This window comes from Acidimicrobiales bacterium, assembly GCA_022452035.1.
Taxonomy (GTDB): Bacteria; Actinomycetota; Acidimicrobiia; order Acidimicrobiales; family MedAcidi-G1; genus UBA9410.
In genome coordinates this window covers 1-23,272 of the sequence record JAKURV010000006.1, presented here as the reverse complement: position 1 = coordinate 23,272, position 23,272 = coordinate 1, and the positions used below count along the sequence as shown (strand labels likewise).

Sequence of the window (23,272 nt, the reverse complement as noted above, 5' to 3'; positions counted from 1 at the left end):
ATGACCGGAGTGAGCCGGACCGTTTCAAACTGGCGGACACGGCGCGGATGTTAGGGCTGGAGCGGTCGATCAGCTGAGATCGGGGGCAGCGGCGAATTTCAGACCCAGTCGAGGGTCCGCTGTACGGCCTGCTTCCAGCGGGCGATCAGGCGGGCCCGATCATCGGCGGCCATTGACGGGGTCCAGCGGCCCCCTTCCCTCCAGTTCGCCCGGATGTCAGCCGGCCCGGGCCAGACGTCTTCGGCTAGGCCCGCCGCGTAGGCCGCTCCGAGCGCCGTGGTCTCCTCCACCATCGGTCGGACCACCGGCACGTCCAAGATGTCCGCTTGGAACTGCATGAGGAGGTCATTGACGACCATGCCTCCGTCGACTCGCAACTCGGATAGCTCTACGCCGCTGTCGGCCCGCATGGCCTCCAGTACCTCGGCAGTCTGGAAGGCCGTGGATTCCAGGGCCGCCCGGGCCAAGTGCCCCCTGTTGGTGTAACGGGTTATGCCCACTACGGCACCCCTGGCGTCTGCTCGCCAGTGGGGGGCGAAGAGCCCGGAGAAGGCGGGGACCAAGTAGACGTCGCCGTTGTCTTCGACTGTCCGGGCCAACGCCTCCACATCAGCCGAGTCGGCGATCAATCCGATCTCGTCACGTAGCCACTGCACTGTCGCTCCGGCCATTGCTACCGATCCCTCTAGTGCATAGGTGGGCGCCTCTCCTGCCTTTTGGCACGCCACGGTGGTGAGTAGGCCGTGGCGGGACGGCACCATTTCCTGGCCGGTGTGCAAGAGCAGGAAGCACCCGGTCCCGTAGGTGTTCTTGGCCTCGCCGGCCCCATGGCAACCCTGCCCGAACAGGGCAGCCTGTTGGTCGCCAAGGATTCCTGATACGGGCACGCCGTCCAATGCACCGGTTCCTGTCCCCACCCGCCCGACGGAGGGCACGATTTCGGGAAGCAACCCTGCGGGGATGTCCAATGTCTCCAACATTGCCGGGTCCCACGCCAGCCGGGCGATGTTCATGAGGAGCGTCCGCGACGCGTTGGTCACGTCGGTAACGTGCCGGCCTCCGTCGGGGCCGCCTGTCAGGTTCCAGGTCAGCCAAGAATCGATGGTTCCCGCGCACAGGTCTCCGGCCTCCGCCCGGTTCCGTAGTCCGTCGACGTGGTCTAGGAGCCATGCCACCTTCGGGCCGGTGAAGTAGGTGGCGAGGGGAAGGCCGGTGACTTCCCGGAAGCGGTCTGATCCCCCGTCGCCTGCGAGGTTTTCCACCAACTCGGCCGTCCGGGTGTCCTGCCAGACGACGGCGTGGTGGACCGGACGACCGGTAGATCGTTCCCACAGCACGGCTGTCTCACGCTGGTTGGTGATCCCTACGGCAGCGAGGTCCCCGGGGTCTAGACCCGCTCCGGTCAACGCCTCGGTTACAACAGCCCACGCGTTGTCCCGGATCTCTTCAGCGCAGTGCTCTACCCACCCCGGTTGAGGGAAGTGCTGTCGGTGTGACCGCTGGGCGACCGACACCACTGCGCCGCTGTCGTCAAATACCAAAAAACGGGTACTAGTGGTGCCCTGGTCCAATGCCCCTACGAGGGCCATGGGTCTACCGTCTTCCCCGGGACCAGAAGGCCACGTGTCCGGGAACCGTGGCGTCCCCGGTGGCCTCGTCAGGGATGGCGATCCCTACACCCTGGTACAGCGGGATGAGTCCGGCCCAAGTGTCGGAGTCCATGTCTGTTTCATCGTCGATCGGGGGCCCGCTCCGTACCTTCATGGAACAGTCGTCCAGTGGAACGCTGAGCACGAGGGTTCCCTTTACCTCCTGGGTGGTGGCCGGTCGGATCCGGGCCGTTCGACCCGGCACGGCGTGTTCCACGAACCGGTCCAGGGCTTCTACCTTTTCGTCATGGTCTATGACCTCGGTGGCTCGCCCGAGGACCACAACTGACCGGTAGTTCATCGAATGGTGAAAGCCGGACCGGGCTAGGACCAGGGCGTCGGAGAGGGTGATGGTTGCGCAGAGATCCACACCGTCGCGCGCTGTCCGCAGCAGTCGGCTGGCTGGTGACCCGTGAAGTAGGAGCCGCTCGCCTTGCCGGGCGTGCAGCATGGGTATGACCACTGGGTGGGCGTCTGTCGCGCCGCCGGCCACGATGCCCACATGGCAGTAGACGGCCTCGTCGATCAGAGCATGGATGGCCTGGCGGTCGTCGATGGACCGGTCAGGCTTGCGCCTCAGGGTCGTCCGGTCACCCACGTTCGCTCATCCGACCCGCTCCATCCACACGGTGACCGTCGGTCCGTAGTGCCAGACCATTTGATCGCCTTCTAGGTATCGGATGACCTCGATGGGAAGGCCTTCGGGACGGAGCACCAGACGACCATCTTCAAATGTCGCCACGACGTGGATCTTCATGCCCCTCGGATTTACATCGTGCACGCCGTTTTCGAGGGTTCCGTCAGCTCGCATGTCGTGCACGATCCCGCTGCTGCAGACCACCACCCGGTCCCCTGCCTGTTCGACGCGTTCCACGTGTTCGATGAATGGCGAATCGGGAGGTGCCGGCACGCCGTCGACCTCGGCTCGTACCGCATGCCAGGTGCCTCGTAGGTCTGGAGCGTCCGGGTGCAGCGGGGTTGTACATCCAGCGAGGATCGGAGCCGGCATCTTTTCCCAATAGCCCTCCGGCGTGTAGGCAACCGAGATCTCGTCGACGTCCACCAGTCCAGATCCTTGCTCTGTCGTCCTCAGTCGTGCCGACACAGAAGTCGACTAGTCCGCAAACCGTTCCGCTCGGTCATTGCATTGACTCGCTGACGGTCGCCCACTCCCCTCTCCGGCATTTCCGTCGGACGGGTCCGTTTCCTCATGTGAGGAGCATCCCACGGGCCACCGTCACGGCACAGCCGGTGAGGTGTACGCGTTCGCCAACCAGACGGACGTCCAGTTCGCCACCACGGACTGACGCCTGTTCGGCACGAAGCTCCGGACCGAGACGGGGCGCCCACCAGGCCGCCAGTGTGGTGTGGGCCGATCCGGTCACCGGGTCTTCGGGGATCCCGACGTTCGGAGCGAAGACCCGTGAGACGATGTCGATGTCGTCACGGTCGTCGCACTGGGCGGTGACCACCACCCCACGGTCCGCTAGGCCGGCTATCAGGCGCAGGTCAGGGTCACAGCCGCGAACGTCGGCCGCTGTGCCGACCTCCAGAACGAGGTCGGTAGCGCCCATTCCCGCGTCAACTACTGGAAGGCCGAGGGCCTCAGACATATTCGCTGACACCGATAGGACGTTGACTGCGTCCACCGGGAAGTCGAGGCGTATCCCTCTGGCCACGGACGTGGCCGTCAGCCGGCCGGACCTCGTGTGGAAACCGATCTCACCGTCTACTCCGTGCTCCTCAACCAGGACGTGGGCGGTGGCCAGCGTGGCGTGGCCGCATAGGTCTACTTCGGCTTTCGGCGTGAACCAGCGAAGGTCCCATTCCTCGCCGGCTCGGGACGACGGGTGACAAAACGCCGTCTCCGACAGATTCATTTCCAGAGCTACCGACTGCATCCAGGCCGGATCTGCCGGTTCGTCGAGCACGAGCACGGCTGCCGGGTTCCCCTGAAACGGCTGGTCGGTGAAGGCATCGACCTGATGGAAGCTCTGAGACACGAAGGTTGGTCCTCTCAGGAAGCTGGGCGGGTGACTGCCTCGTCTCGAAGCGACTCGGCGATTCGATCAATCGTTGGTCGTACGACGAGTGTGTATGTATCGGCGATGGCCGCCTCCCGATGTTCTCGTTGGGCAGACAGACGGTCGGGATCCATAACCACGGCCCGGAACGCGGCCCGGCTCGGAAAGGCGTTGAAACGGACCTGGTCCCAGGTCCGTCCATCGCCGATGATCGTGCCCTCGACGGCGAACCATCCCGCGAGGCGGACACCATTTGGGACCGCGACCTGGGCAGCATGGTTGGTATAGGTCTCCATGTCGGTCGGCGATTGGGTTCCAACGCCATCGCTGAAGCGCAGCACGTGGACCACCATGACCGAACCGTCTGCGTCGGACGGCGGGTGGGGCACGTCTGCCCAGTCCACTGGATCCCTGTCGCCAAGCAATGGCGGTATTTCTAGCGGGAGGCACCCGGCCACGATTGTCTCGGCCATTCCGGCCTCTTTGTGGACATGCTTTTTCTGGAAGTCCTCCCGTTGCTGCATCTCGATAAACGACCGCCGGGTCGGGTAGCGGACGACGCCCACCCGGTCCCATCGTGGTTCGTCGCCTAAGAGTTGGTCCTCAACGTCGCCTATGAACACCACGTCAGCACCGATGTCGGCCAGGACGTCTAGTGGGGCGTAGCGGTCGTCGGCTTCCCGGCCGGACACCGTGCCACCGTTCTCTGGATCTATTCCCGAAGCGTTACCGACGCCGTAGTCGGCAACCTTCCGGTAGGCCATGAGGTTGACCATCCAGATCGGCCCGTCTTCGCTACGAGGTGTTGTAGCGAGGCGCATTCCGTAGTCAGTATCTACGGTGCCGTATCCGAGCCGTTCGCCGCTCATCTCGACTGGTCTCTCTTTCGGTTCCGTTCCATCTGCTTCTCCCCGAGGGTTTCCGCCCCACCGTCTCGGTTCTGGATCAGGCTGTATCGGTGATGAAGTCCCGGATCTTGGCTGCTAGTTCGGGACCGAGGTCTTCTTGGAGAAAGTGGCCGCCCCCAACCATTGTGGGGTGCTCGCGGCCTTGGGCGCCCGGCACCTTTGCCAGGAACGGGGCGTCGCCCCCGGCGGTTACCGGATCCGAATCACTGAAAGCGCAAAGAAACGGGCGGTCATACAGTTCGAGGCTCCGCCAGGCCTGCTGGTTCGCTGACGACTCTGGGTCCTCTGGACTCGTCGGCACCAACGCCGGAAATATCCGCGCTCCGGCCTTGAACGAATCGTCCGGGAACGGGGCGTCGTAGGCGGCGACCACGTCGTCGGTCAGGGGATTCACGCACGCCCGTTTCACCAGTGTTCCGACAGGGAAGACGGGGGTGGTCTGGGAGAAATGCTGCCACTTAAGGAAGGCGTCGCTAGCCGGTCCGTGTCCGGTGGGTAAGCCGGTGTTCCCGATTACCACGCGTGCAAACCGGTCCGGCTGTGCCGCGACTAGCCGCAGGCCGATTAGGCCGCCCCAGTCCTGACCGAAGAAGGTCGCTTCTCTCAGGTCGAGGTGGTCGAAGATCAGGGTCGAGGTCCAAGCCACATGCCGGGCGTACGTGTAGTCCGTCTGCTCGGTCGGTTTGTCGCTGCGTCCGAAACCCACCAGGTCCGGTGCCACAACCCTGTGCCCCGCTTCTACAAGCACGGGGATCATCTTTCGGTACAGGAAGCACCATGACGGCTCGCCATGGATCAGAAGTACGGGTGGCGAGTCCGGTGGTCCCTCGTCGAGGTAATGCATTCGGAGTGTCCCGCCGTCGCCGTCGTCCACCTCGGCGTAGTGGGGTGCGAAGCTGAAGTCGGGCATGTCATCGAACCGGTCGTCCGGTGTACGGATCACGTCCATGGTGCGGCTCCTCGTCGCGGTTTCGATTGTCTATTTTTGCGTTTAACGATCGGTCACTGCCGGTTCATCTCGGCCCGGGCTGTGACGTCTCGTACATCGCCGAAGCGGTCGGGGCTGATCTGGATCACTACTTCGTGGAGGGTGCCAGTGAAGGCGTACGGCGCCCGGTAGCGGTCCGAGACGGCCGACCCGTGGTCGAAGCCGATGCTGGGGCCAATCGATGAGATCATCCGCATGTACAACGGTAGGTCGGTCTGGCCGGCGTCGACGCCGTCCACCACTACGGTCGCTGACCCTGCTCTTTCGTCTAGCCGACGTAGTCGCGCCCCGAGGAGAACTTCCCCGACGGGCACTTCGAGATCGGACTCCAAGAGGACGTGATCGCCGAAGGCGTTGTAGTCGAGAACCAGTTTGCCGTTTTGGACGAACAAGGAGATCCCGGCGTTTTCCGTTCCGGTGGCGTAGATGACTCCCTCATCAGTGGCGTCCGCCACGAGTCTGGCCTCCAGGTCAAAGCTTCGTCCTCCGATCGGGGCCGAGGCCTGGCCCGGGAGCGGCGACATGGGTGGTCGGTATACGTACCGTCGGTTTGTTGGGTGAGGAGATTGGTCGCGAAAGCGCGGACCGAATAGTGAAGCCATCCGGTGGTCCACTGGGAGAACTCCACCGGAGGCGGCCTCGTGCCACCACCGGGCCACCATGTCGGCTAGACGATCAGGCTGGTCTTCTGCCAGGTTCTGGCATTCCGACGGGTCGGCGTTCAGGTCGTATAGCTCCCAGGCCGAGGTGTCGTCGGGGTCGACGGGGCTCTCTGGTGGATTTCGGACCACGGCCTTCCAGCCATCGGCCACTAGTGCCCTGCTCCCCGCATTCTCGAAAACCTGACAGTCGTTGACGGCCGGCGCTGCCGGATCGCTGATGGTCCCTGCGAATGACCGCCCTGTAACCGGGAGCTGGTCGATCCCACGGTGCACTTCCGGGACCGTCGCGCCCACCAGGTCGTAGATGGTCGGGGCTACGTCGGCCACGAAGGCGAACTGGTCGCGGAGTCCGCCCTGGTTGGTGTCAGTGATGCCAGCGGGCCAGTGCACGACGAGGGGGACGTGCACGCCACCCTCGTGGGTGTTCTGCTTATACCAGCGAAACGGCGTATTGCCGGCTTGGGCCCACCCCCACGGGTAGTTGCTGTGGCTCCGCGGACCTCCGATGTCGTCCAGCCGTTCCACAGCGTCGTCTGGGTCCTCCAGGATGCCGTTGAAGTACTTCATCTCATGGAGGATCCCGTGGGGTCCTCCCTCTTGGGAAGCTCCGTTATCAGTCAGGACCAGCAGGATGGTGTTGTCGAGGCGTCCTAGTCGTCGAAGGCCTTCAACGAGTCGGCCGACTTGTGCGTCGGTGTGCTCTAGGAACGCGGCAAACGCCTCCTGGAGGCGAGCCGCTAGACGCCGGCCGTTCTCTGTCAGGTCCTCCCACGCGTCGACCCCCGGATTGCGAGGCGACAACAGGGTTCCCTCTGGGAGGAGGCCCATCTCGATCTGTCGGGCAAACCACCGTCGACGTGCTTCATCCCACCCGTCGTCGAAGCGTCCTCGATAGCGGTCGAGATAACCGGTCGGGGCTTGGTGTGGGGCGTGGGTGGCTCCGAAGGCCACGTAGGTGAAAAACGGGCGGTCTGGGCGCACACCGACGGAGTCGCCGATCATTAGGAGGGCCTGGTCGACCAGATCCTCGGACAGGTGGTAGTCGCCCTTGGGTCGAGCAGGCGAATCGATCCAGTGGTTGTCGCACACCAACTCCGGGTGGAACTGGTCGGTCTCGCCTTCTAGGAAGCCGTAGAAGCGGTCAAAACCGCGAGCCAAGGGCCACTGGTCGAATGGTCCTGCCGCCGAACACTCCTCCATTGGCGCCAAGTGCCACTTCCCGACACAGAAGGTGGCGTAGCCGGCATCGCCCAGGACCTCTGCCATGGTCGCGGCGTGGTTGGAGATATGGGCCTTCTGGTTGGGAAAGCCTGTCTGGAAATTGGAGACCGCCCGCATCCCCACGGCATGGGGGTTCCGCCCAGTGAGCAGTGAGGCCCGGGTCGGCGAGCACAGTGGCGTGACATGGAAGTTCGTGTACCGCAGACCGGCTCCTGCCAAAGCATCGATATGCGGCGTGGCGATGTCGGATCCGTAGCAGCCCAGTTGGGCGAACCCGGTGTCATCAAGTAGCACCACGACGACGTCCGGGGCATCTTCTCCGGGGTGTGGCGGCTCATCGAACCATGGCTCGGACTCGGCAATGGTTCGACCGATGCGCCCCTCGAAACGTTCGGTTCTCCTCATGAAATCTCGGAGACAAAACCCAACTCGTCGAGCAGTGGCAGCGGGTCCATCCCAAGCATCCGCCGGTAGGTCTCGTGGTAGTGGTGTAACGCCGGTTCGTTGCGTCCGAAGACCACGTGGTCAAGTACGCCAGCTGAGGTGGTGCGCTGCTGGCTGGCGCTCACCACATAGTCCTCGTCGCGGATGATCTCCCCGAATCGCTGCGAGATCATCTCTAGGGCCTTCCGGGTCTCGGTGTCGGCCGCTGGCTCCGGTCGTAGGTACCAGGTGATGCGGCTGACGTGCCTACCTGGGTCGCGCGGATCCGGGTAGGCCCGCACCAGATGCAGGCCTTCGGCAAATGGCATGAGTTGAACGTTCGGAAATAGCCAGTAGACCGGCAAGGCCGCCGTGGTGATCTCCCAGTCGTCCTCGGGGAGGTCGCGTAGGCCGTCGATGTCACGCTTGCACAACAACATCCGGTGGTTCCGACCGTGGGTGTCGTAGCACTGGACGTTGCCATGGAAGCCCAGGTTGAGGGTCTGCGAGTGCAACGCCGGGAAGTGGTACGTCTCACCAAACGTGTCCATGGCCAACTTCCAGTTGCAGGCCACGTCGTAGTCATCCCAGCCCAGATAGGAGAGTTCGTCGAGGTGCCACGAGGCCAGCTCGGCCCGTAGATCGTGACCCAGCTGCTCGTCGAGGTCGATGGCGCCATCCGGGTCGGGATGAACCCACAGGAGGCCGGCATCTTCAACCGCCGGCAACTCGATGAGGCCAAGGCACGAGGGGTCCGGGTTCCCGAAGTGTTCGGGGTTGGGTAGACCCACCAGGGTTCCCTCGGTGTCGTACGTCCAATGGTGGAACGGGCAGGTGAAACGGCGGGCTTCGCCCCGGTCCCGTTCCTCGACCACGACACCCCGGTGGCGGCAGGCGTTCACGAACGCCCGAAAGCGGCCGTCGTCGTCTCGGGTGGCCAGGACCGGCGTTGGTAGGTACTCACAGGTGAGGAACGAGCCGGGCTCGGGTAGGTCGCCGGTCAAGCCGACAAGGTGGGGGTGCCCGCGGAAAAACGTCTGCCATTCTCGTTCGGCTAGGTCCGGATCCGCGTACACGGTCGTCGGGTTGCGACGGAATCCTCCAGCGTCGACGGTCATCCCTGCGTCGAGACGGGACATCAGTAACTTGATCTGGGCAACCTGCTCGGCCCGTTCCACGACTCCCCCTGGGATGTACGTTGCGGCTGGTCCGCTGTTCCCGAGTGTCCTTCTCGTCTGGCGGGTCTGCCAACATCGGCTGCGACGCTTCGGCCCGTGGCCGAGCCACACCTGACCCTCGGAGGTCCCAATGGTCCCCCTCGATGAGACCTACGACGGGTCGTTCCCGTTTGCTGCGCACACGTTTGACGGCCACGGCTTTGTCCAGCACTTCGTGGACGAAGGCCCGCGCGATGGCGAGCCGATCGTTTGTCTGCACGGCGAGCCGACCTGGGGATACCTGTACCGGCACATGATCGGGCCGCTGGCCGAGGACAACCGTGTGGTCGTGCCCGATCACATGGGCTTCGGGAAGTCGGAGACCCCGCAGGACCGGGAGTACACGCTGCGGGCCCACACGGAGAACCTTGCTGCACTGATTGAGCACCTGGGACTGACCGATATCACGTTCGTAGGCCAGGACTGGGGTGGGCCTATTGCCACGGCGTACACGGTGCGACATCCCGAACGGGTCAAACGAATTGTGTTCGCCAACACACTGGCTGGCTACGGGAGAGTCGACGACGCCTCGGTGACACCGATGTCTGAGTCCCGGTGGTTTACGTGGATCGGTGGCGGGCTGGAGTCGGGACGCACCGAGGACGTCCTACTCAATCTTGGATCTACCGTTCTGTCGGTGATGAAGATCATTGGCTTCACTAACTCAGCGGCCGTCGACGACACCTGGATCCGGGCCTACTCGGACCCGTTCCCGGACCGGGAGTCGGCTATCGGAGGCTTGGAATTCCCACTCGATGCCTACCTCGGCCGAATCCGGGACTACGTGGTCGCGGGGGCGGTCGGTATCGGCGACCTGTGTGCGAAACCGGCGATCCTCCTCGAGGGCATGGAGGACGGGGCGATCCCAGCGGACCGGGCCATCGCCGACTTCCGCGCCCTGTGGCCCGACGCCCCGGTAGTGGAGATGCCCGGAGTGGGTCACTTCTGTCAAGAGGACGCGCCCGGTGTCCTGGTGGACAACATTCGCCGGTTCCTCCACGCCAACCCGTAACCGTCCTAAGGCTCGGGGTCAGTCAGTTCTCCACGCCACCCAGGTGCGTGTCGGAGTCCGAGGGCTCCTCGTCCGGCCAGTTGGTGCGCCACACTTCCGCCTGGGAGTACCCCACCGTCACCGACCGCCACTCGAAACCGTCGACCGGTTCTAGCAGCGGCTGCACCACCGTCCGGTGATTGGGTACTACGAAGAACGGTGCGCTGTACCGGGCGGCGCCATCCGGGTTGGTTACCCGGTGGGGCGTCGACGCCAGGCGTCCACCCGACCAGACCTCCAGCAGGTCACCCACATTGACTAGGAGGGCGTCGTGCGGACACTCGGCCTCCATCCAGCCCCGGTCCCTCGCCCGGACCTCCAGGCCGCCCACGGGGTCGGGATCAAGGATCGTCACCACAGTGATGTCTTTGTGGGGGTGAAACCCCGGGGCCGGGTCGTCGCGACGACGCTCTGGATAGTGGAGCAGCGTCGTGTTGGTCAGCGGTGCCTCCATGGCCATGGCCAGTGCACCTGGGTCCATGCCGACAGCGTCGGCGAGCACCGTTGTGACACGGTCGGCAACGACGTCCATCGACGCCCACCAAGAAGACACCACGGCTGGCATCTCCGGTATGTGTTCGGGCCACCGGTTCGACCCGTACAGGTCGCACTCGTCGCGTACCGGATGTTCGGGCGGACACTCCCAGTGGAGCTTGTAGCCCTCGAAGGCGTCCGGAGGAGCCGTGGTATCTCGGTTCGGAGAGAAGAACCGTAACGGGATGAATCCTCGATAGTTCTCCCTAGTGATGACCTGGCGCCGTTTAGCTTCCTCGTCCACGGCAAACAGGTCGACGAGCAGGCGGCGCATGGCCGCCAGGTCAGTTTTCGGAACACCGTGGTTACGAACGGCTGCGAACCCAACGGTGGACAGCGCCCGCACGAGGGCCTCTGGGTGGTCGAGGGATACGACGGGAACGCCGTCGGTCACCATGCCGGGCCCTCAACTGATGAGCGGTAGTTCGGCGGGCGCTCGGCGGGACAGCAGTTCGGCGCCTTCGGCCCGAACAACCAGGTTCTCTTCGTGCACCATCATTCGACCCGGCGCCCAGGTAAGCCCTGGCTCCAGGGTGAGAACCATTCCCTCTTCAAGCACCGTCTGATCGTCGGCGGTATTGGACGGCCACTCGGTGACCTGCATTCCTAGGCCGTGGCCCATCCGCCCAACCGAGTTACCAAGTGAGCCGCCGGCATCCAGGACGGTGGCCATAGCCCGCCAGAGGTCACTGGTCGTGGCTCCCGGCCGCACGGTGGCCAGGCCCGCCTCAGTGGCCTCCCATACCGTCTTGTAGGCCCGTCGGGCCCCATCGTCGGCCCAGCCGAAGGCGTAGTAGCGGTCAAAGTCACTGGAGTAGCCATCGAATATGGAGCCGGTGTCGAACATCACCAAATCTCCATCGACGATGACCCTGTCGGAGGGCTGCTTGATGATGTCGTCAAAGCCTGGGCCGGTCGCACCGACGAGGTACGGGACCTCGTCGGCACCCCGACGAAGCAGATCCATCCGGAATGCAGCGAAAGCCTCGCGTTCGGTCATCTCCGCGGATAGGAGCGTCGGAATGCCCTCGAAGCCATCGGAGACCACGGAGCAGATGTGAGCGACCTTGGCCACCTCGCGTTCCGACTTCACCATGCGGAGGCTGCGGACCACGTGGGTTGCGTCCACAAACACCTTCGGCCGGATCTCCTCTCGTAGGGCGTCCAGATCGGCCAGAGGCATCCTGACGTGAGTCTCAGGGCCCATGGGAAGCCCGATTCGACCCCCTGGGCCGGCGTGTTCGGCCAAGGTCTCGGCCAGTAGCGCTAGACCGTCGTCGTCCGGACGAGGAGCGGGCCACGTCCGGACGTCCTCTACCCACGTCCCGGCCATGGCCGAGGCGCCGATGCCGGGAATCACCGCGATTGGCCGGCCACTCAGCGGGAGCACTACGAACCAGGGACGGGTGGGGCTCTGCCAGAAGGGCGTATGGAACCCGGTGAAGTAGCGGACCTCCGGCTCGGTACAGACCAGCAGGGCGTCCAGCCCGCTGTCTGCCAGCATCCGCTGGGCCCGCTCCGCTCGCTCCTCGAACTCCTCGACGGGGAAACCCCGCTCCACACGGTCAGTCACGACGCCGCACCGTCCAGGGCAAGACCAAACAGGCTCCCGAGGCCAGTCAGGTGGTCATCGATCCCGGCCAGGCGGAGGAGGTGCCAGCCGAAGGCCAGGTTGCTGGACACTACGGGGATGTCGAGCTCGTCCTCGAGAGCGCCGGCGATGCCGAACAGCCGGAGGCTCGTGCATGACACGAAGACGGCGTCCAGGCCTGCAGCGTCACCGGCAATCTGTCGGACCCCGGCCGCTACCGAGGCTTCGGTGATGCGGGCCACCGTGTGGTCGCTTTCCTCCAGAAAGGACCCGGTTCTCGTTACCTCCAACCCCTGGCCCGAAAGGTGGTCGACGATCCCTCCCGTCACCTCGACGTTGTACGGCGTCACCACCCCAATCCGGGTCGCCTCCAAAGCCCCGAACGCCGCAACCGCCGCGGTGATGGGGTTGGTGTTCGGGGCCTCCGGATGGGCCCGTCGGATGGCAGCGTCGACTCGAGCCTCGCCGATCAGCGTGGCTGCCGAGGTGCAGCCATAGCCGATGACGTCAAACCCGAACCCAGTTGGCAAGAGCTTGGCGGCGGCCGGAATTCGGTCCTCCATAGCCCGGAGCGTCTCGGCTGTGACCCGATCCTCCATCGGAATTCGGGTGGCAAATGCTGCCACACCGACCGGCCACAGCGACGAGAGCTCGGCTTCCACCGTCTGGTCGCCCTCCAGGACGACCAGGCCGATCCGGGCTCGGGGTCCGAAACCCTCGTCGACAGAGAATGGCAGAGCCTCCAGGTCGGGCTTCAGTGTTCACCCTCCTCTTGTGCCTGCTGTTCGAAAAACGACGCCCCAGAGGGCATCTCGGCCACAGCCATCTCGTAGGCCACGCTGCGAATTCGGCCCGTGGACCGTCCTCGGACGACCTCGCCGTCGTGGACGCTTGGGAGGTGGCTGGGGTGCAGGAGGTGGCTGTCCTCGGACCGGTAACTGAAGATCGAGAGCGTCCTCGGTTGGTCGCTTAGGTTGGGGGCCGAACCGTGCACCAGCCGGGTATGCATCAGGCACGCCGTACCGGCCGGGCCGTGGCACAGCACAGAGGGCGCTAGGCCGCCTAGGGCCTCGTCAGAGATGGTCCCGGTGAACACCCCGTCGTGCCAGTGGTCGTGTATTGGTCCAATATGACTGCCTGGCACCATCTCTGGGGGGCCGTTCTCCGGCGTGACATCGTCAAGGAAGAGCAGTACGGCAAGCATGTCGTCGTTGGAGTGCGCCTCGTAGGCGAAGTCCTGGTGGAAACCAACCTTTGTGCCAGCACCGGGTTGTTTGGTATTGAGCTTCACGTTGTTGACGGCCAGGTTGGGGCCCACAAGTTGTGCGGCCGCGTCGACCAGCGGGCTGTCGCGCATTACTCGTAGGTGGGCGTCGCACACCTCTTGGGGTGAAGCCACCCGGCGTAGAGCGGGCTGTTCGGCACTGTGGCCTGGTTCCACGTCGAAGCGAGGCCGACCGTCCATCGTTGTACCCCAAGGGCCGGTGTGCCTCCGGCTCTCCTCTACCCAATCGACCACGGTCTGTTGGAGAGCAGCTAAGTCATCGGGCAGCACGGCCTCGGGTAGGAGGACGAACCCTTCCCGCCAGAACGTCTCCACCTGTTCGTCGGATAGCACTTCCACGGCTGCGGATCCTGCCACGGTTCGGGCCTGGACGGAATGTCCTGCAGTTGCCGACCGTCGCAATTCAGACGGTCTGGAGGAGGCGCCGGGCGTCGAGGAGGGCCGAGGCGACGTCGCGGCTAGCCACTGCGTCGCCCACCCGGTACAGCGCGTAGCCCGTGGAGGGAACGGGCTGTGGTTCACCGGCCAGCAGGGCGTCGATGTCCACGACACCCTCGTTGGCCGACCCGTCGCGGAGGGCCTCGTACAGGGTCGTGTCGGGAACCACGCCGTGTTCGACCACTACGGCGTCCACCTCTCGGAACGTCTCGTCCCGCGTGTACTCGTTGCACAACGTGACCTGTAGGCCGTTGCTGGCTTCCTTGACACGGGTCAGCCGATGGTCGGGGGTGAGAAGCACCCCGTGGCCGTAGAGCATCCTCAGGTAGGTGGGGCCGAGAGGGGTGGCCAAGTCGTAGCCAACGTGACGGTCGGGGGTAACCACCTCCAGTGTGGTTAGGTCGCGGCCGGCCAGGTATTCCACCACGGCCAGTCCCCGCTCCGCCCCGTGGTCGTCGTAGACCAGTACTCGACCGGCTGGTCGGGCGCGACCAGCCAGGACATCCCAGGAGGTGTAGACGAGGTTCTCCCCCGCCTCTAGGTATGACGTGTCGGGCAGACCGCCGGTGGCCACCACGACGACGTCCGCTCCCTCGGCCAGTACCTCGTCTAGTCCGACGGGGGTCGATAGGCGGACGTCAACCCCGGCGTGGCCGACTTCGGCCTCCAGCCAGTCAACGAGACTGGCTACCTCCCGTTGGCGCTCCCCGGCTCGGGCTGCCAGAGCCATCTGACCTCCCACGCGGTCTTGGGCCTCGAAGAGCACCACCTCGTGTCCTCGCTCAGCGCAGGTACGTGCCGCCTCAAGGCCCCCGGGTCCGGCGCCCACCACGACAACCCGTTTACGGGGCCCGTCTGATCGGACCACCAGCTGCGGAACCGAGGCCTCCCGACCGGTGGCGGGGTTCTGGACGCAGACCGAGTCCAACCCCAGGTGGAGCCGGTTGATGCAGTAGGCGGCACCGACGCACACCCTGATGCGGTCCCCGTCACCCCGTTCCAGTTTGGCTACCAGGTGAGGATCAGCCAGATGGGCCCGAGTCATTCCAACCAGGTCGACCAACTCTTCGACAATGGCGTGCCGGGCTGACGCAACGTCGGTGATTCGGGTGGCGTGCAGGATCGGTAGGTCCACGGCCTCTCTGATGGCAGTCGCCACCGGCAGGTAAGGCATGAGTGGCGTACCGGCCGGCGGTATGGCCCTGGCCAGTCCGGCTTCGGTGGAAAGGGCCGGCCCGGCCACGTTCAGGAAGTCCAGGAGGCCCGATGTGGCCAGGCTGACTGCTATCTCACAGCAGTCGTCCCGATCTAGGCCTCCCACCAGGTCCTCGTCGCCGATCATCCGTAAACCAACCAGCAAACGGTCCCCTACCGACGCCCGGACGGCCTCCAGAACCTCGAAGGTAAACCGAAGCCGGTTGGCCATGCTGCCGCCGTACTCGTCGGTGCGCCGGTTCACCAACGGTGTCCAGAACTGGTCCAGTAGGTGGCTGGTGGCCAGCAACTCAATCCCGTCTAGGCCCGCTTCACCGGCACGCCGGGCGGCTGAGGCGAAGTCGGTCACCACCCGCCGAATATCGGAGCGCTCCATCTCCTTGGGCCAGAAGCGGTGCATGGGCTCCCGGATCGGTGACGGAGCAATGGTCGGTAGCCAGTCGCCGTCGTTGGAAACGTTGCGCCGTCCCATGTGGGTGAGTTGGCACATGATTGCTGTGCCGTGCCCGTGGATCCGGTCCACCATGTCAGCCAGGGGCGCCACGATGGATTCCGATCCGAAGTCCAGTTGACCCCAGAGCGACGCCGAATCACGTGACACGTTCGACGACCCGCCGATCATTGTCAGGCCGATACCACCCTTTGCTTTCTCCTCGTGGTATCGGACGTACCGGTCGCTGGGCGTACCGTCGACGTTGTAACCGGGCGAGTGGCTGCTGGAGAACACCCGGTTGCGCAGCCGCAGGCCACCCAGGTCGAACGGCTCCAGCAGCGGGTCGGTCACGGTCCTCGGTGTCCTTCCAGAACGGCCGGTGGTAGCCGGTCCTTCGATGGTCTAGCCGACGGCGAGCCGGTGGGCGAGCGGGACCGGCTCCTGCGAGACGATCTGCTCGATCAACACGAACCTCGCCGGGCTTAGGTCAGGCGGTCGAGGAGGATGGCCACGCATTCCTCCAGCGGACGGGACGTGTCGATCCGGACATCAGGGTCGACCGGCGGCTCGTAGGGGGCCGAGATTCCACTGAACTCTGTGATGTCGCCGGCCCGGGCCCGGGCGTACAGGCCCTTGACGTCCCGTTCCTCACACACCTCCAGTGGGGTGTCCACGAACACCTCGGTGAAGGCGCCTTCGGGGTGGAGGTCCCGGACGGCGCTCCGGTCGGCTCGGTAGGGGGAGATGAATGCCGTGAGAACAATAAGTCCGGCGTCCTGGAACAGCCGGCAAACCTCGCCGATCCGCCGCACATTCTCCGTTCGGTCCTCCGGCGAGAAGCCGAGGTCACGGTTTAGCCCGAAGCGCACATTGTCGCCATCTAGAACGTAGGCCGCTCTTGCCCGTGTCAGGAGGGCCTCCTCCAGGGCGAAGGCCAGGGTGGACTTGCCTGAGCCGGACAACCCGGTAAACCAGACCGTGTGGCCATCCTGGCCGAGGACGGCAAACCGCTCGACGGGGCCCACAAGCCCCTCGGCTCGGACAATGTTGGTCGCTGTCGGCTCATCCACGGAGAAACCCCCGTTCGTTTAGCAGGCTCAGGATGGCGTCCACGCAGTCGTCCACGCTCTGGGTCGTGGTATCGACTCGAAGGTCCATGTCGGTCGGCTGGTCGTAGGTGGCCGATACACCGGGGAACTGCGGGATCTCGCCTCTCTCGGCAGCCTCGTACAGGCCATGGGGGTCGCGTTCCCGACAGACCTCCAGTGGGGTATCCACGAACACTTCAACGAACCGGTCAGACCCGATCAGGTTCCGGGCCCGGGCCCGGATGTCCTCCTTAGGTGCAACGAGAGCCGCCACAGCGATGAGGCCCTGGTTGTTGACCAGGCGGGCCACCTCGGCCACCCGGCGAAGGTTCTCAGAGCGTTCTTGTGCGCTGAACCCGAGATCCCGGCTGATGCCGAGGCGTACGTTTTCGCCGTCCAGACGGATAGTGGCCCTCCCCTGGTCGAAGAGTCGCCGTTCCAGGCTGGTGGCAATGGTCGACTTCCCAGCCGCTGTGAGCCCTGTCAGCAAGACGGTGCAGGGGTGCTGGCCGAAGCGAGCCGACCGCTCGTCCGAGGAGATCTCCGATGCGTGTCGGACAAGACCAGCGTCGGGTTGCCGATCCCATCCGGAGGAGGCCTCAATGACCATTCCGGCACCCACCGTGGCATTGGACAGCCGGTCCACTAGTACGAACGATCCTGTCCGTCGATTCGTGTCATACGGGTCGAACAGGAGCTCTCGGTCGGTACTGATCGCGCACCGGGCAATGTCATTAAGCCCCAGGGCCGCTGCCGGCCGCTCGGCCAGCGTATTGACGTCGACCCGGTGACGGATGGAGGTCACCGACGCATTGCTCTGACCGGTGGCCGACCGCAGAAGGTACTGCCGGCCGGGTTCCATTGGCTCGGTGTCCATCCACACAATGGTGGCGTCGACCTCGTGTGCTCGGTTGGGTGAATCGTCGCCGCCCACTAAGAGGTCGCCGCGGCTGACGTCGATCTCGTCGGCCAGGGTCACCGTCACGGCCCGTCCCGGACCGGCCACCTCGAGGTCGCCGTCGAAGGTGACAATTCGCTCCACTGTGGACCGCGTACCTGACGGCAACGCCACCACCTCGTCGCCCGGGCGCAGCACCCCGGAGGCTACGGTCCCTGCGAAACCGCGGAAGTCCTGGTCGGGACGCAGCACCATCTGGACGGGCAGGCGTAGGTGGTTCAGGTCCACGCCGGTGGCGACGTCAACGGTTTCCAAGTACTGCATTAGGGGAGGCCCGTCGAACCAGTTGAGGTTGTGCCCGGTGTCGACCACGTTGTCGCCCAGCAGGGCCGACATGGGCAGGAAGTACGGGTCGGCTAGATCGAGGTCGGCGGCAAGTTTCTGATAGCAGTTCCGGATGTCGTCGAAGGCCTCCTCCGACCAGCCCACCAGGTCCATCTTGTTGACGGCCACCACCACGTCTCTGATGCCCAGCAGGCTGACAATGAAGCTGTGCCGGCGGGTCTGTTCGACTACGCCGTGCCGGGCGTCGACGAGGACCACCGCCAGCTCGCAAGTCGACGCTCCGGTGACCATGTTTCGCGTGTACTGCTCGTGGCCAGGGGTATCGGCAATGATGAACTTTCGACGTGACGTAGAGAAGTACCGGTAGGCGACGTCGATGGTGATGCCTTGCTCCCGCTCGGCCTTTAGGCCGTCCATCAGCAACGCCAGGTCGACACGTTCACCGGCTGATCCCATAGTTGCCGAGTCGGCCTCCAGGTCCGCCATCTGGTCTTCGTAGATCAACTGGGAATCGTGCAGCAGGCGACCGATGAGGGTCGACTTGCCGTCGTCGACACTTCCACAGGTCAGAAGGCGTAGTAGGCCCTTGTTCTCATGTTCGGCCAGGTAGGCGTCGATGTCGGTGGTGATGAGGTCCGAGTCGTAAGGCATCAGAAGTACCCCTCGCGCTTCTTCTCCTCCATCGACCCGACCTGGTCGTGGTCGATGACTCGCCCCTCGCGTTCCGATCGGGTGGCCAGAAGCATCTCCTGGATGATCTCGGGCAACGTGGTAGCTGTTGACTCGACCGCCCCGGACAGCGGGTAGCAACCCAAGGTCCGAAACCGCACAGACCTCTTTTGGAACTCCTCGCCATCGGCGAATCGGAAGCGGTCATCGTCGACCATGATCAGGGTCCCGTTCCGCTCTACGACTGGTCGGATAGCTGCTCGGTACAGCGGGACAATGGGGATCTCCTCGAGGTGGATGTACTGCCACACGTCGAGTTCAGTCCAGTTGCTGATCGGAAAGACTCGGATGCTCTCACCGCGGTCGACCCGGCCGTTGTAGAGGTTCCAGAGTTCGGGTCGTTGGTTTTTCGGGTCCCAGCGGTGGTTGCGGTCCCGAAAGCTGAAGACCCGCTCCTTGGCCCGGGACCTCTCCTCGTCCCGGCGGGCCCCGCCGAATGCGGCGTCGTATCTGCCGGCGTCTAAGGCCTGTCGGAGGGCCTGGGTTTTCATGATGTCGGTGTAGTTCTTCGAGCCGTGGTCGAACGGGTTGATCCCCTGCTCCACCCCTTCAGGGTTGGAGTGGACCACCAGGTCGAAGCCGAGCTCGTCGGCCATGCGGTCCCGGAAAGCGATCATCTCCTGGAACTTCCACGTGGTGTCGACGTGGAGGAGCGGGAACGGGATCCGGCCGGGGTAGAACGCCTTGCGGGCTAGGTGCAGCAGGACCGACGAGTCCTTGCCGATGGAGTAGAGCATCACTGGCCGCTCAAACTGGGCCACTACCTCGCGGAGGATGTGGATGCCCTCGGCCTCAAGTTGGCGGAGGTGGGTTAGGCGGAGCTCCGGGGGGAGCGTCGTGGTCCGGCGGTCCATTCCTGGCGAGCCTACGAGCCACTACCGGTAGCTGACGGAGCCGAGGCCCGTGGGAATCTCGCCATATCGACCCGGTCGCCATGACGGCCCGGTACCGGGGATTGGCCCCCTTCGCTGCTCGTCCCTAGGGTCCCAGCGATGTCCAGCCCGGTCTCCGCCAGCCCCGAGCACGTCGACGTTTTGGTCGTCGGCGCTGGGATCTCTGGAATCGGCGCCGGCTACCACCTTCAAAACAAGTGCCCGTGGGCGTCGTTCACCATCTTGGAGGGGCGCGGCGACATTGGTGGAACATGGGACTTGTTCCGCTATCCCGGGGTCCGATCGGACTCTGATATGCACACCCTCGGCTTCAGCTTCAAGCCCTGGAAGGACGCCCGGTCGATCGCCGGTGGCCCGGCCATCATGGATTACCTCCGCGAGACCGTGGCCGAGCACGACCTGGAGCGTCACATCCGTTTCGGCCATCTCGTATCACGGGCCGAGTGGTCGAGCGACTCGGCTCGTTGGACGGTCACCGCCACACTTGCCGCCACCGGCGAGACCACAACGCTGACTTGTGGATTTCTGTTCATGTGCTCCGGCTACTACAGCTACCGCGAGGGTCACCTTCCAACATTCCCGGGTCGAGACCGGTTCGGCGGGGAGATTGTGCACCCCCAGGCCTGGCCCGAGGACCTCGACTACGCGGGCAAGCGTGTCCTGGTCATTGGGTCCGGGGCAACGGCCATGACCCTCGTGCCGGCCATGGCCGAACGGGCGGCCCACGTCACGATGCTGCAGCGCTCCCCCACCTACGTGGTGGCCCGTCCGTCGCACGACCTCTTCGCCAACCGGTTACGGCGGATCCTCCCCGAGAAGTGGGCCTACGCTCTGACCAGACGCAAGAACGTCTTCCGACAGGGCCTCGTCTACCGGAAGACCCGGACCGATCCCGACAAGGTCAAGCGCCTCTTGCTTGGTGGTGTCCGACAGGGTCTTGGCCCCGACTACGACGTAGCCACCCACTTCACCCCGTCGTACAACCCGTGGGATCAACGTCTGTGCCTCCTCCCGGACGGGGACCTGTTCGGGTCCATCCGGTCGGGAAGTGCCTCTGTGGTCACTGACCACATCGACACGTTCACCGAGGCGGGCATCCGGCTGCGGTCCGGCGCCGAGTTGGAGGCCGACGTCATCGTGACGGCCACTGGTCTGAACTTGGTCACCCTGGGCGAGATCGGCTTCGAAGTCGACGGCGAACCGGTCGATTTCGCCCGCTCTTGGACCTACAAGGGGCTCGCCTACTCGGACGTTCCGAACCTCGTGTCTACTTTCGGGTATGTCAACGCCTCGTGGACCCTGAAGGCTGACCTAACGGCGGAGTACGTCTGTCGGCTACTAAGCCATATGGCCGACGTGGGAGCTACCACCTGCACGCCTCGTCTACGCCCCTCGGACCTTGACATGCCGCAACGTCCCTGGATCGACGGCTTCCCAGCCGGGTACATGAAACGCACCTTGCACCTCCTCCCTCGTCAGGGAGACCGCGCCCCGTGGCTACACACCCAGGACTACAGCCGGGACGTGAAGATGATTCGCCGAGAAACCATTGCCGATGACGTCATGGAGTTCAGTTCCCCCAATCGGGAATTTGTCGAGTCCCGGTAGGCCCGACAAGGCCTCGACGGTGCCTCCTGCCGCAGACTGGGCTTGTGCGTGTCGCTGCTGTCCAGGTCTCACCTGCCTTCCTTGACCGGTCGGCCTCTATCGGGCTGGTCGTAGACCGGATCGCCGAGGCCGGCGCTGGAAACGCCGACCTGGTGGCCTTCCCGGAGGTCTTCGTTCCCGGCTACCCGGTCTGGGTTGATCGGACGAATGCTTCGGCCTGGGAGGACCCAGACCAGCAGGAGGCCTACGCCCGCTATGTAGACCAAGCAGTGGAGGTGAACGGCCCCGAGTTCGCCACCGTGGTCGAAGCCGTCCGGGAGGCCGATGCGTTTGCCTACGTGGGCATAGTGGAGCGTTCGATGTCGGGGGGATCTGTCTACTGCTCGCTGGTGGCCATCGACCCTGTCGAGGGGGTGGTTGGGGTCCACCGAAAGCTCAAGCCCACCTACGGTGAGCGACTGGTGTGGGCCGACGGTGATGGCGCTGGCCTTGTAGCCCATCGGCATCGGGGCGCCACGATCACCGGCCTCAACTGCTGGGAGAACTGGATGCCGCTCGCCCGGACGGCCATGTACGGCGCCGGCTCAGAGGTTCACGTTGCGGCCTGGCCTGGTTCGGTCGGCCTGACCCGGGACATCACCCGCTTCATCGCCCGCGAGGGAAGGCTGTTCGTGGTCAGCGTCGGAGCCCCCTATTGCTCAGAGGACCTGCCGGACGATTTCCCACTAAAGGACCAGTTGCCGGATGGTGAGCGGTACCACAACGGCGGGACTTGCATTGCCGGTCCGGATGGAGAATGGATTGTTGAACCGGTCCACGACGAGCAGGGCATCGTGTGGGCCGACCTGGACCTGGCTGACGTCCGTCGCCACCGACAGAATTTCGACCCTGTCGGCCACTACGGCCGTCCAGATGTCCTGCGCCTAGAAGTCAACCGAAACCGCCTCGCTCCCTGAGCCAGTCTCTGTTCGATTGCCCGGACGAGCCGACCCGGATCCTTTCCTGGTGACCCAGCTGGCGCTGACTAACCGCAACTCACACTCGGCGGTTCAGCCCCCCGGGGGTCGGTAAGACAACTCTCCTGCCTTGTCGGCTGCGGCGTCGATCTCGCTCGGGGAAATAAGGGGCGTGATTCGAACTCCCACCTTGCCGCTGGCTGACACGGCCAGGCTTGCGGCGGCTGCCGAGGCGTCGTCGGGCATCTCGGTTACCCCAATGATGTCGTCGCTTCCCCAGATGAAGTAGAGACATTCCAACGTGCCACCGAGGGCCTCGATCAGCCCGGTGGCCTCGGTAATACGGGCGGTTCCCCCCTCGGCCAGAAGGCCCTGGGCGCCATCTGCTGTATAAGAACCTTGAATCAGGTAGTGCGGCATCGTTCATTCCCCTTCCGCCGTGTTCGGCGGAGGTCACCGCCGTGTGGCCATCTCACCACATACTGCTGACTGGCGGCCAGAACAGGCTCCCGGCTCCGGTCTGGACTCCCGTTAGCGTTCCCCCCGTGCCCTCCGGAGTCCGCCCGCTGACCGGTTGCGTGTTCCTCAGCGGAGCCCTTGGCACCATCCACGCCTGGAGCCTGTTCGTGATGCCACTCGAAACCAACCTCGACGTGGGCCGGGGGGCAATGAGCGCCGTTTACTCAGTGGCCCTGGCCTGCCTCACTGTGGTCGTCCTAGTCGGGCACCCCCTGTTTCGGCACCTCCCCGGAGCGCTCGTTGCCACGATTGCTGCTGTCGGTGCGGCCGGCGGCCTCCTGCTGGCTGCCGAAGCGTCGTCTTTCACTGGCCTGGTCGTCGGCTACGGAATCGTCTTCGGGGGCGCCAATGGGCTGGGCTACGCCTTCGCCCTTCAGCGGTCAGCTGAGGCGACACCTGACCGGCGGGGCTGGGCTCTGGGTTTGGTCACCGCGGCTTATGCCCTCGGCGCGGCAACGGCCGCCGTCGTCCTCGAGGCGCGTATCGACTCAGCCGGTCCGGAAGGCGGCTTGCGTCTGCTGGCCGGATTAATACTCGGCACTGGCTTGGTCTCCGCTCTCCTTGTCGGAGGTGTCCGGTCCACAGCCGGCGGTACCG

21 protein-coding genes are annotated in these 23,272 nt (G+C 64.7%); 4 read left to right on the top strand and 17 right to left on the bottom strand.

Annotated features, from left to right (window positions below):
* Window positions 1–98: 98 nt before the first annotated feature.
* From glpK to MK181_03465, 8 genes are all read right to left on the bottom strand, one after another.
* Window positions 99–1,589 (bottom strand): glycerol kinase GlpK, encoded by a 1,491-nt coding sequence (gene glpK, locus MK181_03500; protein MCH2418860.1) that lies wholly within the window; start codon window positions 1,587–1,589, stop codon window positions 99–101.
* A gap of 4 nt (window positions 1,590–1,593) precedes the next feature.
* Window positions 1,594–2,247: a pyridoxamine 5'-phosphate oxidase family protein gene (locus MK181_03495; GenBank protein MCH2418859.1), complete on the bottom strand. Its 654-nt coding sequence runs from the start codon at window positions 2,245–2,247 to the stop codon at window positions 1,594–1,596.
* A gap of 6 nt (window positions 2,248–2,253) precedes the next feature.
* Window positions 2,254–2,712: a hypothetical protein gene (locus MK181_03490; protein MCH2418858.1), complete on the bottom strand. Its 459-nt coding sequence runs from the start codon at window positions 2,710–2,712 to the stop codon at window positions 2,254–2,256.
* Between the two features lie 145 nt (window positions 2,713–2,857).
* Window positions 2,858–3,652: a PhzF family phenazine biosynthesis protein gene (locus tag MK181_03485; protein MCH2418857.1), complete on the bottom strand. Its 795-nt coding sequence runs from the start codon at window positions 3,650–3,652 to the stop codon at window positions 2,858–2,860.
* Between the two features lie 14 nt (window positions 3,653–3,666).
* On the bottom strand, window positions 3,667–4,542 hold the full coding sequence (locus MK181_03480) for a hypothetical protein (protein ID MCH2418856.1): 876 nt from the start codon (window positions 4,540–4,542) through the stop codon (window positions 3,667–3,669).
* A 76-nt stretch (window positions 4,543–4,618) separates the two neighbouring features.
* The gene (locus MK181_03475; GenBank protein ID MCH2418855.1) at window positions 4,619–5,530 is read right to left on the bottom strand and encodes a haloalkane dehalogenase; all 912 of its coding nucleotides are present in this window, start codon (window positions 5,528–5,530) and stop codon (window positions 4,619–4,621) included.
* Window positions 5,531–5,583: 53 nt separating this feature from the next.
* On the bottom strand, window positions 5,584–7,857 hold the full coding sequence (locus MK181_03470; protein MCH2418854.1) for an arylsulfatase: 2,274 nt from the start codon (window positions 7,855–7,857) through the stop codon (window positions 5,584–5,586).
* Window positions 7,854–9,053 carry an aromatic ring-hydroxylating dioxygenase subunit alpha gene (locus MK181_03465; GenBank protein ID MCH2418853.1) on the bottom strand — a complete coding sequence of 400 codons (1,200 nt, stop codon included), beginning with the start codon at window positions 9,051–9,053 and terminating at the stop codon, window positions 7,854–7,856. Before MK181_03465 ends, MK181_03470 begins: the two co-directional genes overlap by 4 nt.
* A gap of 130 nt (window positions 9,054–9,183) precedes the next feature.
* Here MK181_03465 and MK181_03460 point away from each other — a divergent pair, with 130 nt between their 5' ends.
* A complete protein-coding gene (locus MK181_03460) occupies window positions 9,184–10,104 on the top strand; it encodes an alpha/beta fold hydrolase (protein MCH2418852.1) in 921 nt (306 codons plus the stop codon).
* 22 nt (window positions 10,105–10,126) lie between these two features.
* Here the strand turns inward: MK181_03460 and MK181_03455 are convergent, their stop codons facing one another.
* From MK181_03455 to cysD, 8 genes are all read right to left on the bottom strand, one after another.
* Window positions 10,127–11,074 (bottom strand): hypothetical protein, encoded by a 948-nt coding sequence (locus MK181_03455; GenBank protein ID MCH2418851.1) that lies wholly within the window; start codon window positions 11,072–11,074, stop codon window positions 10,127–10,129.
* A gap of 9 nt (window positions 11,075–11,083) precedes the next feature.
* Window positions 11,084–12,250, bottom strand: a complete 1,167-nt coding sequence (locus tag MK181_03450; protein MCH2418850.1) for a Xaa-Pro peptidase family protein — start codon at window positions 12,248–12,250, stop codon at window positions 11,084–11,086.
* Window positions 12,247–12,930 (bottom strand): hypothetical protein, encoded by a 684-nt coding sequence (locus MK181_03445; GenBank protein ID MCH2418849.1) that lies wholly within the window; start codon window positions 12,928–12,930, stop codon window positions 12,247–12,249. The genes MK181_03450 and MK181_03445 overlap by 4 nt, the downstream gene beginning before the upstream one ends.
* 92 nt (window positions 12,931–13,022) lie before the next feature.
* The gene (locus MK181_03440; protein MCH2418848.1) at window positions 13,023–13,910 is read right to left on the bottom strand and encodes a phytanoyl-CoA dioxygenase family protein; all 888 of its coding nucleotides are present in this window, start codon (window positions 13,908–13,910) and stop codon (window positions 13,023–13,025) included.
* A gap of 46 nt (window positions 13,911–13,956) precedes the next feature.
* On the bottom strand, window positions 13,957–15,990 hold the full coding sequence (locus MK181_03435) for an NADH:flavin oxidoreductase (GenBank protein ID MCH2418847.1): 2,034 nt from the start codon (window positions 15,988–15,990) through the stop codon (window positions 13,957–13,959).
* A 131-nt stretch (window positions 15,991–16,121) separates the two neighbouring features.
* Window positions 16,122–16,709 (bottom strand): adenylyl-sulfate kinase, encoded by a 588-nt coding sequence (gene cysC, locus MK181_03430; protein ID MCH2418846.1) that lies wholly within the window; start codon window positions 16,707–16,709, stop codon window positions 16,122–16,124.
* Window positions 16,702–18,621: a sulfate adenylyltransferase subunit CysN gene (cysN, locus tag MK181_03425; GenBank protein ID MCH2418845.1), complete on the bottom strand. Its 1,920-nt coding sequence runs from the start codon at window positions 18,619–18,621 to the stop codon at window positions 16,702–16,704. Before cysN ends, cysC begins: the two co-directional genes overlap by 8 nt.
* The gene (gene cysD, locus MK181_03420; GenBank protein MCH2418844.1) at window positions 18,621–19,553 is read right to left on the bottom strand and encodes a sulfate adenylyltransferase subunit CysD; all 933 of its coding nucleotides are present in this window, start codon (window positions 19,551–19,553) and stop codon (window positions 18,621–18,623) included. The genes cysN and cysD overlap by 1 nt, the downstream gene beginning before the upstream one ends.
* 138 nt (window positions 19,554–19,691) lie before the next feature.
* Here cysD and MK181_03415 point away from each other — a divergent pair, with 138 nt between their 5' ends.
* Both MK181_03415 and MK181_03410 read left to right on the top strand, forming a co-directional pair.
* Entirely contained in the window at window positions 19,692–21,200 is a 1,509-nt protein-coding gene (locus MK181_03415; protein ID MCH2418843.1) for an NAD(P)/FAD-dependent oxidoreductase, read from the top strand.
* Between the two features lie 44 nt (window positions 21,201–21,244).
* Window positions 21,245–22,156, top strand: a complete 912-nt coding sequence (locus tag MK181_03410) for a carbon-nitrogen hydrolase family protein (protein ID MCH2418842.1) — start codon at window positions 21,245–21,247, stop codon at window positions 22,154–22,156.
* Window positions 22,157–22,249: 93 nt separating this feature from the next.
* Here MK181_03410 and MK181_03405 read toward each other — a convergent pair whose 3' ends face one another.
* Window positions 22,250–22,576, bottom strand: a complete 327-nt coding sequence (locus MK181_03405; GenBank protein MCH2418841.1) for a GYD domain-containing protein — start codon at window positions 22,574–22,576, stop codon at window positions 22,250–22,252.
* 125 nt (window positions 22,577–22,701) lie between these two features.
* Between MK181_03405 and MK181_03400 the strand changes: the two genes are divergently transcribed.
* A partial coding sequence (locus MK181_03400) for a hypothetical protein (GenBank protein MCH2418840.1) occupies window positions 22,702–23,272 on the top strand: 571 nt, incomplete at its 3' end.